The sequence below is a fragment of the Photorhabdus africana genome, assembly GCF_035181445.1.
GTDB lineage: Bacteria > Pseudomonadota > Gammaproteobacteria > Enterobacterales > Enterobacteriaceae > Photorhabdus > Photorhabdus laumondii.
The window spans coordinates 66,868-77,365 of sequence record NZ_JAXBVE010000024.1 but is presented as its reverse complement, the minus strand read 5'-3'; the positions used below and the strand labels follow the sequence as shown (position 1 = coordinate 77,365).

Annotated in this window: 8 protein-coding genes; 7 read left to right on the top strand and 1 reads right to left on the bottom strand. The window is 36.2% G+C overall.

Annotated features, from left to right (window positions below):
- Positions 1-554: 554 nt before the first annotated feature.
- The 6 genes from SLS51_RS14535 to SLS51_RS14510 all read left to right on the top strand — a co-directional run bounded on the left by SLS51_RS14535 (position 555) and on the right by SLS51_RS14510 (position 8,081).
- Positions 555-1,667: a PLP-dependent cysteine synthase family protein gene (locus tag SLS51_RS14535; protein ID WP_323839437.1), complete on the top strand. Its 1,113-nt coding sequence runs from the start codon at positions 555-557 to the stop codon at positions 1,665-1,667.
- Positions 1,657-2,847: an argininosuccinate synthase gene (argG, locus tag SLS51_RS14530; protein WP_323839436.1), complete on the top strand. Its 1,191-nt coding sequence runs from the start codon at positions 1,657-1,659 to the stop codon at positions 2,845-2,847. The genes SLS51_RS14535 and argG overlap by 11 nt, the downstream gene beginning before the upstream one ends.
- The gene (locus SLS51_RS14525) at positions 2,844-3,647 is read left to right on the top strand and encodes a dimethylarginine dimethylaminohydrolase family protein (RefSeq protein WP_323839435.1); all 804 of its coding nucleotides are present in this window, start codon (positions 2,844-2,846) and stop codon (positions 3,645-3,647) included. Before argG ends, SLS51_RS14525 begins: the two co-directional genes overlap by 4 nt.
- Positions 3,648-3,670: 23 nt before the next feature.
- Positions 3,671-5,368, top strand: a complete 1,698-nt coding sequence (locus SLS51_RS14520) for a carbamoyltransferase family protein (RefSeq protein WP_323839434.1) — start codon at positions 3,671-3,673, stop codon at positions 5,366-5,368.
- A 204-nt stretch (positions 5,369-5,572) separates the two neighbouring features.
- The gene (locus SLS51_RS14515; protein WP_323839433.1) at positions 5,573-6,760 is read left to right on the top strand and encodes an MFS transporter; all 1,188 of its coding nucleotides are present in this window, start codon (positions 5,573-5,575) and stop codon (positions 6,758-6,760) included.
- Positions 6,761-6,770: 10 nt separating this feature from the next.
- Positions 6,771-8,081 (top strand): ATP-grasp domain-containing protein, encoded by a 1,311-nt coding sequence (locus SLS51_RS14510; protein WP_323839432.1) that lies wholly within the window; start codon positions 6,771-6,773, stop codon positions 8,079-8,081.
- A gap of 36 nt (positions 8,082-8,117) precedes the next feature.
- Here SLS51_RS14510 and SLS51_RS14505 read toward each other — a convergent pair whose 3' ends face one another.
- The gene (locus SLS51_RS14505) at positions 8,118-8,834 is read right to left on the bottom strand and encodes a helix-turn-helix domain-containing protein (protein ID WP_323839431.1); all 717 of its coding nucleotides are present in this window, start codon (positions 8,832-8,834) and stop codon (positions 8,118-8,120) included.
- Between the two features lie 549 nt (positions 8,835-9,383).
- Between SLS51_RS14505 and bamJ the strand changes: the two genes are divergently transcribed.
- Positions 9,384-10,004, top strand: coding sequence for a BamJ family beta-barrel-assembly machinery protein (bamJ, locus tag SLS51_RS14500; protein ID WP_112894287.1), 621 nt, complete (start codon positions 9,384-9,386; stop codon positions 10,002-10,004).
- The last annotated feature ends 494 nt before the right edge of the window (positions 10,005-10,498 follow it).

The following is a 10,498-nucleotide window of genomic DNA, read 5'->3' as shown; positions in this document are numbered from 1 at the left end:
AGTTCTTCTAAATTAAACATGCCTGAGGATCTCCACGATTTTGTTTTCTTTGACAAAAACTTTGATCGTGCCTCAGGCACTTAGTTCCCTTCTTAAGCAAACCTCAGGTTAGATAATATCAACATTGTTAATTCTGTTGTGATGTGGGAATTTTTTATCGAATATTTTGATATATCTACGTCTAAATCTGGTTAATTACACGAGTGATTATTTCATAATAATTAAAAATATATTCTTATATAATTTCAGTTATTTGTCTTTATAATGATAATTTATTTTATATGATTTAATATAAGAATATTTAATGATGTCAATATATATCCTTATTATTAAATAATAATATCAAAAAGTTATATGAGGTTTTATTGATATAACTGTCAGAGTTGACAGTAGACTTTTAAGTGTAATTTTATAATTATAATTTTTGTTAATTAACCCTTGTGTGAGAACACAAATGAATGCGCTTGTTGTTAATAGGTATGAGCTTATTCTCCATAGTTATTGGTAAATTGAATGGTTTCATTAATAAATTAATAGGTATATTAGATGTTTAATTGATTTATTTATGTGTTAATAAAAATACCTTGTCATCATTATATGTTCTTCATATTAACCCAGACATAAGGGATAAAGCTGGTATGAATCTTAGTAAAAACATATTACAAACTATAGGTAATACTCCAGTAGTTATGTTGAATGGTAGATATACTAAAGGTATTAATGTCTTTCTCAAAATGGAGAATATTAACCCCGGTGGGAGTATTAAAGATCGTATTGCAGTTGCTATGTTGGAAAGGGCTGAGGCTCAGGGAGAATTAAGACCGGGAATGGTGGTGATTGAGCCATCATCAGGGAATACGGCAATTGGTCTGGCAATGGCGTGTGCTGTTAAAGGTTATCGATTTATTGCGGTTTTGGATCGCATGGTGCCGGCAGCGAAACGCGATAAAATAAAAGCATTTGGTGCGGAAATTATTTTCCTGCCAGAATTTGAAGCGGGAGAGGATACTGTCAAATATCGCATTGATTTAACTAAAGAGATTATAAAAGCTTATCCGAATGCGTTTAGCCCTATGCAATTTGAAAATCAGGTTAATCCTGATGAGCATTATCGTTCCACGGGGCGTGAGTTGTATGAAATCTTTGGTAATAATTTGACAGCTTGTTTTGCGACGGCAGGAAGTTGTGGAACACTGACCGGAATTTCCCGTTATTTGAAAGAGAAAAATCCACAGGTGCGAATTTATGGTGTTGAACCAGTGGGGTCAATTATTTTCGGTGGTGAGCCAGGAAAATATCTGGTACAAGGTGCAGGACTAGCGTTTATACCTTCTATTCTGGATCGTACCAACATCGATATTACCTTGAAGGTTGCAGATATTGATGCATTCCGAGTAGCAAGAAAGTTAGCCAGAAATGAAGGTATTTTAATAGGTGGAACGGGAGGTTGTGCGGTAAGCGCAGCATTAAATAGCTTAGATGATTTTAAATCTGGAGATAATATTGTTGTCATTATTCCTGATAGTGGAGAACGTTATATCGACACAATTTATAATGATACTTGGTTATTTAAAAATAATTTCTCAGAATTAGTTGAGGAAAGTAAAACAGAACCTCAACTAGAAGAAATTATTACAAACATGGGGTGCGTATTAAATGAGTTCTGATCGCGTTTTGGTGATTTACTATAATCGCCTCTATAATCCTCTTATCATAAGAAGTCTTAAATCTGAATATAGAGAGGTAATTGCTCTTTATATTGATGAAGGGCAGGTAAGAGACATTGAAGATATTGAATTAGAATGCATGGTTGCAGGTGCAGATAAATTTATCTATAAAGATTATCGAGCGCAATATGCTGAACACTTCCTTACAAAAGCGATAAAAGCGAATGCTATTTATCAAAATGGTTATTTTCTCAGTGCTGCACTTTCCCGGCCTGCGATTGCTGAGGCGGCAGTTGAAGTAGCCAATGAGCTCAATATTGATTATATTGCTCATCAATTCAGAGGCAATGATCAAGTCAGAGTGGATATGAATATAGAAATTCTGGATAAAATACCTCTTGCTTCGTTGAGAGATTTTAAATACGACGACAATATCGTAAATAGTTATGCTATGAAGTATGGTATTCCTCAAGAATTTGGTTGTAATAACCCTTATTCTACGAGTGAAAATATATGGGGATTAAGTGTCGAATGTGGTCCGTTGGCAGAACCGGAAGCATTAATTCCTGAAGATGCCAGAGCGAAATTATTTGAACATGCACTATCAGCCACTGAGCCAATATTTTTGTCATTAGGTTTTGAGAATGGTATACCGATATCGATTGATGGCGAAAAGAAATCATTATATGAAATTATTGAAATATTAAATAAGATTGGTAAAAAACTATCAATTGGTATTTTTGATATTGTTGAAGATGGCATTGTCGGTTTGAAAACACGTGCAATTTATCAATCACCTGCCGCACATATCTTAATTACCGCACATCGTGATTTAGAATGTTATTGTAGTAATCGTCACGAAAATTGGTTTAAAGAGATAGTTGATAAAAAATGGGTTGAATTAGTTTATTCTGGGCTTTGGTATGATCCCTTATTAACTCATTTAAACCACTTTATTGATAGCATGAATCAACATGTCAATGGTGAGATTAAGCTTGAATTAGGCTATAAATATGCCAACGTTTGTTCCCGTACTTCAAAGACGACTATATATGATGATAATTTAGCAATATATAATTGCGGGCATTTATATAGTCAAAACGATGCAGAGGGATTTGCAAAAATATTTAATATCCATACTAAGCAAAGTGCTAAATCTAAGATGAGGCAAAAGTTATGATTAAAGAATTATTAATGTGTAAACCGGATTTTTATGATATTGAATACGTTATTAATGATTGGATGGACCCTAATAATAGAGTCAATAAAAAATTGTCACAGCAACAATGGGATTTTCTTTATGAACGGTTGATTGAACGTGGCATCACTATTCGCACTATCGATCCTGTTAATGGTTTGCCTGATATGACTTTCTCAGGTGATTGTGGCATGGTGCATAATAATAAATTCCTTGCGAGTAATTTCCGGCACGCTGAACGCCAGGGGGAAAGCCAGTACTATATCGATTATCTGGAAAATCTAGGTTATGAGATACATCGTGTTGATGAAGATATCTATTTTGAAGGGCTTGGAGATGTTATCTATTGGGATAATGACATCATATTTGGTTATGGTCCTCGCTCAGATAAAGAAGCAATAAATACAATTCAGAAAGTCTATCCAGAACTTAAAGTTAAAGGTGAACTGCATATTCAGGATAAGACTTTCTTTCATGTGGCTCTGGCATTCTCGTTTATTGACAAAGATACGGTTATTTACTATCCAGAAGCATTTACTAAAGAGAGCCAGAGTTATATTGCTGAAACATTTGAACGCCGGATCTCAATATCAGAACATGATGCTAAGGAATTATTTGTCTGTAATAATATCCCAATAGGTAAAGATATTCTCATGCATGATTGTTCTATAGAGGTTGAACGTCAATTAAATAATTATGGTTATAATGTCATTAAATGCGATATGAGCGAATTCTTAAAGAGTGGTGGTAGTCTGCGCTGCTTAGTATTAAAAATTAAATAATTATAATGGGAGGATAATAAGTCATGTATATTTTAGGTATAAATTCAGTTTACCATGAATCAGCAGTTTGCTTATTAAAAGATGGAGAAACTATTTTTGCCATTGAAGAGGAGCGTCTAAATAGAAGAAAACACGGAAAACCAGCAAATATTGATAATCCTGATGAACTGCCATTAGCTTCCATTGAAGTTGCATTAGACTTTGCGGGTATTCGTTTGGAAGATGTGAGTCATATTGGGTTTTCTATTGATCCGATAGAGCGAAGAAAATCAGTCTTTATTGATGAAGTCACCAGTGAGGGAAATTGGGGAAGTGTATCGGGTGAGTCCATTTTTTATCGTAAGACCACTTCAGTACCCGAAATTTTACAATCAATGGGATTCCGTGGCCAATTTCATTGGGTTCCTCATCACACCGCTCATGCGGCATCTGCTTATTTTGTTTCGCCATTTGATAAAGCATTAACCTTATCACTTGATGGTGTGGGAGAGGATAATACCGCAGGGGTATATCTGGGCGATGGCAATAGTCTGAAAAAAATTAAAACCATTGAATACCCTAATTCAATCGGTTTTATGTGGGAGAAATTGGCAGAATTCCTAGGCTTTTCTGTATACGATGCCTGTAAGGTGATGGGAATGTCTGCTTATGGTAAGCCTGAAGGTTTTATGCCGGCGTTCCAGCAACTTGTCAAAATTGATGAGAAAGGTGAGTTTACTATCGATAACACCATTCTCAATTTCCGCAGCCAAGACTTTTCTAAATTAGAATCTTTGTTTGGTATTGTGAAAAGAGTCCCAGGTGGGGAGGTAGCGCAGGAATATTATGATATTGCTGCTTCTCTACAGCAAATAACTGATGAAATAGTGTTAAATGTGGCCCATCATTATTTGCAGGAAACAGCAACGAATAAACTCTGCCTTGCAGGTGGCGTTGCATTGAATTGCATAACGAATAAACGATTATATGAAGAGTTGGATATCGAAGATATCTTTGTTCAGCCTGCTGCACATGATGCCGGGACTGCCACAGGTGCCGCCCTATTTATTTGGCATCATATTCTTGAAAATAATCAGCGCTATCCTCTGACTCATACCTATTGGGGTCTGGAATATAGTGAAGATGATTACCAGCGTAGTTTGAAGGCCCACGGTTTGGACTGGACATATGAAGAGAATATTCATGAAGTTGTCGCAGGCTTGCTGGCTGAAAATAATGTCGTTGGCTGGTTCCAGGGGAGGATGGAATTTGGGCCGCGGGCATTAGGTAATCGTAGTTTGTTGGCTGATCCAAGAAATAAAGATATTCGCGATTTAATGAATCGTAAAGTTAAACATCGTGAAATGTTTAGGCCATTTGCACCTAGTGTATTGCGTCAACATGTTGCTGATTGGTTCCACGTTCGGAAGGAATTACCGGAAGCTGCAAAATATATGTTGTTAGCGATGGATGCTAAAGTGGATAAAGCATCGAAAATTCCGGCAGTGGTTCACGAAGATGGTACTGCCAGAGTTCAGGTGGTAGATAGTGCATCAAATCCAGATTATGCCCAGTTGATTGAGGCATTTTATCGGAAAACCGGTGTGCCTTTGTTGCTGAACACCTCTTATAATGATAGCGAACCGATTGTTTGTTCACCGGAAGATGCTATTAAAACTTTCATGAAAACTAATATTGATTATTTAGTTTTGGGGAATTATTTGATTAAATCGATTCATTAATTATTGCAGAGTAAACGTCTATCCCAGTAGGTGTAATTGATGAAATCAATTTGGGCATTGCTCAGTTTCAAATTGATAAATACAATAGTCTAATGGGATAGATATACCCTATGGATTTCAAGGTGGATCGCGACGGCAAGGGAGTGCAGCCAACAAAGAGGCAACTTGAAAGATAACGGGTATAATAAGGTTGAGGTAATATTAATGATACATAAGATCATACTGGCTCGATTTTTTTCTGTTTTTTCAGAGGCATTTGTTATGTTCGCTGTGCCTGTATTAGTATATACCTCAACTAATAGTGCTTCACTTTCATCTTTTGCTTTTGGGCTTGAACGGCTATTCAGAGTGATTTCTCTCCCTATTTCTGGTTGGATGGGGGACAGGATGCATACTTTGGTTATGTTATTCCTGAGTGATATTCTTCGATCATTAGTTTGCTTATTTCTTTTTATCCTTTCATTTATATATTCTGATAATAGCATCGTATATATCATTATTTCTCTCTCATGTGTTTTATCCTTTTTTAGCGGGGCGGGATATGTCAACCTTGAAGGTTTTGTCTCTAAAAACATGAGTGCAATAGAATTACCTTCGGTTAACTCTCGTTTACAATTTGTTGAACAGTTTACCTATATTGCAGCCCCGGCGGTTGTCGGCGTGCTGGTTTATAAATTCAGTGTTTATGCGGTATTTGCATTTGCATTTTTTCCTTTCCTGATTAGTAGTTTGATATGGTTTCAGCTACAAAGGAAAAACAGGATTGAAGAACTCGCTAATAGAGAAGGGTATAATCTGCCGGCCATTTTTAAGTTCTTGATGGAAAATCCACCCTTGTTACGCGTCATTAGCCTGACATTCCTGATGAATGTGATGCAAGGTGCTATTTTGTCAACGGCAGTTTATGTTATCACCAGTGTTTTTTCACAGCCGAAAGGGAGTTATGCTCAGCTTTTGGCTTATGCGGGGCTGGTGAATTGTTGTGTTTTTTTTATTGCGCCAAAATTGTGCCGGATTTTTGATGTGCGTATCGTTGGTGTAACGGCTTTTCTGATTGCGTTATGTGGTCTGACACTGTTTGCTACTGGGCCGTTATTTGTGGTTTACACATTAGGTTTCTTACTGGTTATTGGTTCGGAAGGCTGTTTTAATCTTTTTTCCCGCTCTTATCGAGCAAGTCTTATTCCGAAGCAGCGTTTTTCTCAGTATCTCGGTGTGGTGCTGGTTTTGAATCAATTAGCGACACCTTTAACCAGTTTTATTTGTGCTAATTTACTGAACTATTTTTCCTACAATAGTATTTATCTGATATTCTCTGCATTTGTTTTATTGATGTTTATTATTATTAACCCTTATCGTTCGCTTAAATTTAATCTGCATAATAGTCAATAATGGAGGAAATATGAGTTCGAAAAAATATTTGTTAGTGCTTGATTATCTTCCGGCAAGGCTGAATGAAATCGTCAATATTCGTGACTATATTCGATATAATTACTCCCTTGAGTTGGTGATTATTAGCGATATGTTGTCCGGTGAGGAAAAAAATGTTACACCATTTGTCTATCATATTCCTGTACGAACAGAAAATTATGTTGATGACAATTATGTTGATCGTGTGATAACCGTTCTTGCTGAACTTAATATGACATGTGCTGGTATTCTTCCTTTTATGGATGCGGTATCTGGGTATGCGGCTGTTATCGCGAAGAAATTAAACGTTTATGGTGATGATCCCAAATTAAGTTTCGCAGGTATTGAGAAATATCAATTTCGCCAACAAGAAACTCGAATATTACCGTTGCTTGCGGCACAACATATTAAGACGCCTCGATATACTTTCATTAATGAGATTAAAGAGCTAGAAGAGTTTTATGATTCTGTTCCGTATGGTGTGATTATTAAGCCTAATTGTGGTCGGGCAAATGTAGGCGTGGTAGCGGTTAAAGATAGAAGTAAAATCCCAACGGCTTTTGCTCAATCTGTTGAGCAATCTGGTGGTAATCAAACTCTTGCAGAAGAACTTATTATTTTCGATACAGAATATTCGTACGATGGTATTGGTTGTATGGCATTTTTAACGCAAAAAGTTTCTCAGAAAGGGGAATTTCCTGTTGAAATAGGGCAAATAGTTCCGGCGCAATGTGATGGCAGAAATACGATTGCATTACATAAAGCAGGGCAGGCAATGAATCTGATTTCAGGGCAGACTCTTGGCGCATTCCATAATGAGATTAAGCAAGATAGTAAAACGGGAGAAACTTTTCTGGTTGAAACTAATCGTAGACCCGCGGGTATGCGTATTTGGGATATGGCTAACCGGGTATATGGTATAAGCTTGCAGGAAATTTGGGTTGACCATTTAGTCAAAGGATTTAGTGATCGAATGATATTGCCTGAAGCAAAGGGAAGAGCATTTTTGATTAATTTGCTGGCAGGTAAAGATGGCAAGATTAATGATAAATTCGATCAAACAGAAGTTAATGAAGTATTATTAGCATCTGTTGATAATATTTTGAGTAGATTATGTTACGAAATTATTGCCATAAAAATTAATTTAGATAAGAATTCATCGGTTTATGAAACACCAAAAAGCAATAATGATTTCTGTGGTTACGTTTGTGTGCATATTAATGATGAGCGCGTCAAATGTGAATCCCTGATGAATGAAATTAATGATGCATGGAGGGATATATTGTCTAATTATATTTTATAATTTCGTATGGTTAGAGCCTTATTTGGGCTCTAATTGTTATATGATTAGATTATATGCTATTGCTTTAGCAACTGCTGCAACTTTATTGGGAACCACTAATTTCTCCATGACATTGTTAATGTGGAAATTAACTGTTCTTGTTGAAATATCCAGTATATCGGCTATTTCAGCAGAAGTTTTTCCCTCACAAGTCCATCTTATGACTTCAACTTCTCTGGTAGAGAGCGTTGGAACAATGATTTTATCCTTTTTATTTTTTAGGTTATTAAATGTTTTTATGCATTCATTTGCCAATATGCCTAATACTCCTGCTTTATTAAGTATTTCATTGTGGGAAATAGTGCCTTCTTTTCTGGCGACTGAAAAAATTGACCTTTCTCCATGATAACCTTTAATTTTGATTGAAAGACTATTTTTAACTTCATTTTTATTTGAATTTGATTTTTTAATCATAAAATCAGCGTTTTTTGATATTTTATCATTACAAACTGACGGAATAGAGAAAGTATAATCACCATTCATTAATTGGTCGCTGTCATGATTATTATCTTGATTATAATTGCTTGCAGTTTCTATATTTAGGTTGGTTATTAGAACATATTTTTTTGTCGTGAATGGATATTTTTCTTCCTGATAAATTGAGTAGAATTCAAAACCCAGATAGTTTATCGCGTTTAACAGCCTCCTTTCTAATTCAGGCATGGTTTTGGACTTTTTAATTTTTGATAAAATCTCATTAAATGATGTATTCATAAGATTTTCCTCATTATATAATATTTGCAATAAAATTAATTTTATATAAAAAATATTTTATTCATATAATCAATTATAAGTAAAAATTTTAAAAATTGAATCCTTATATTGTAACCTTTAAGAAATAAATATGCTACTTAGAATTATATCGATTATTAGCTTTTATATAAATAAGAGCCTATCTCAATAGGCGTAATTGTTGCAGGCCGTACTTATAAATGAACAGAGAACACGGACAGCGCGGAAAAACCGGAGCGTACACGTAGTACGTGAGGATTTTGAGCACTGCCCAGGTTCGCTCTTTATGGCAAAGAAGGACAAATAAAATAGCCCTATTGGGATAGGCAGTAAGATTCCAAAATAGTGCTACATCTTATACTACTCATAATTCTATGTATAACAATGAGTTGAAGGCGGCTATGTGTAGCAGAATTATGAAACGTTATTTATTTGGGCGGCATGTATTTTCCTGGTGACATCTTCGGTTTACCCTGCTGCATAGCGCTGTTATGCTTACAGGCCTAATTTAATTTGATCACAGGTATTTTCATGGCAAAACTTTCTTTTGACTCTATCGAAGCACAAGCAAGTTATGGGGTTGGCTTGCAGGTTGGGCAGCAATTATTGGAGTCTGGCTTGCAAGGTCTGGAACCTGAAGCGTTGTTAGCGGGGTTATGTGATGCGCTGGAAAATCATTCTCCAGCGGTGCCGGTCGATATATTGCATCGTGCTTTACGTGAAATGCACGAGCGTGCAGATGGTGTGCGTCGTGAACGCCAGCAAGCTATGGCAGAAGAGGGTCAGAAGTTTCTGGCAGAAAACGCTCAGCGTGACGGTATAAGTACGACAGAATCTGGTTTACAGTTCTCTGTACTAAAACAGGGTGATGGTGCAATTCCTGCCCATACTGACCACGTGCGTGTTCATTATACGGGTCGTCTGATTGATGGCACTGTGTTTGACAGCTCAGTACAGCGTGGCGAACCTGCTGAATTTCCTGTGAATGGGGTGATTGCTGGATGGATTGAAGCATTGACGTTGATGCCTGTCGGTTCTAAATGGGAGCTTTATATCCCTTATAATTTGGCTTATGGCGAGCGTGGTGCCGGTGCATCGATTCCCCCATATAGCACTCTGATTTTCGAGGTGGAATTGTTGGATATTCTGTAAGTTTTATCCACAAGTAGGATTAAAAAATAGCCGGTATATCCGTCTCAGACTACTGACAAACCCATTTAAAAAATGGGGGATGTTTTCAAACCATCGAAAATTTCAGCTAGGATGTTGCCGATGAACTGGCTTTCCCTCAATTTTCTAATTATTTCTTTAAATAGGGTCTTTGGCCCGCTAGTTTTTGCCATTTATCTGAAAAATAGACAGGAATGCTATCGGTAACGTTATCTTCCGCTATTCTGTGCCATTGTCACCAGCATTTGGGTTCTCTCTAATCTTAACCGTGTTCATAATGCCGTTTCGCATTGGTAAGGTTAGGTTTCACCGTCTCTTTTAGCTTGTTAGCACTTGTTTACTTTACCTTTGGCTGAGTTTCAGTCTTTCGAGTATTTTTTATTTTTTTAATAACTTTAGTGACAAATAAACAATATTTTGTTTGTTTTTATTATAAATATAACATTGATTTAGTAAATATATTGAAGAATAGTGTA

Coding starts and splice junctions, on each gene's coding strand:
- SLS51_RS14515 (WP_323839433.1), top strand. CDS start 5,573: ATGATACATAAGATCATACTGGCTCGATTTTTTTCTGTTTTTTCAGAG.
- bamJ (WP_112894287.1), top strand. CDS start 9,384: ATGGCAAAACTTTCTTTTGACTCTATCGAAGCACAAGCAAGTTATGGG.
- argG (WP_323839436.1), top strand. CDS start 1,657: ATGAGTTCTGATCGCGTTTTGGTGATTTACTATAATCGCCTCTATAAT.
- SLS51_RS14525 (WP_323839435.1), top strand. CDS start 2,844: ATGATTAAAGAATTATTAATGTGTAAACCGGATTTTTATGATATTGAA.
- SLS51_RS14510 (WP_323839432.1), top strand. CDS start 6,771: ATGAGTTCGAAAAAATATTTGTTAGTGCTTGATTATCTTCCGGCAAGG.
- SLS51_RS14505 (WP_323839431.1), bottom strand. CDS start 8,834: ATGAATACATCATTTAATGAGATTTTATCAAAAATTAAAAAGTCCAAA.
- SLS51_RS14520 (WP_323839434.1), top strand. CDS start 3,671: ATGTATATTTTAGGTATAAATTCAGTTTACCATGAATCAGCAGTTTGC.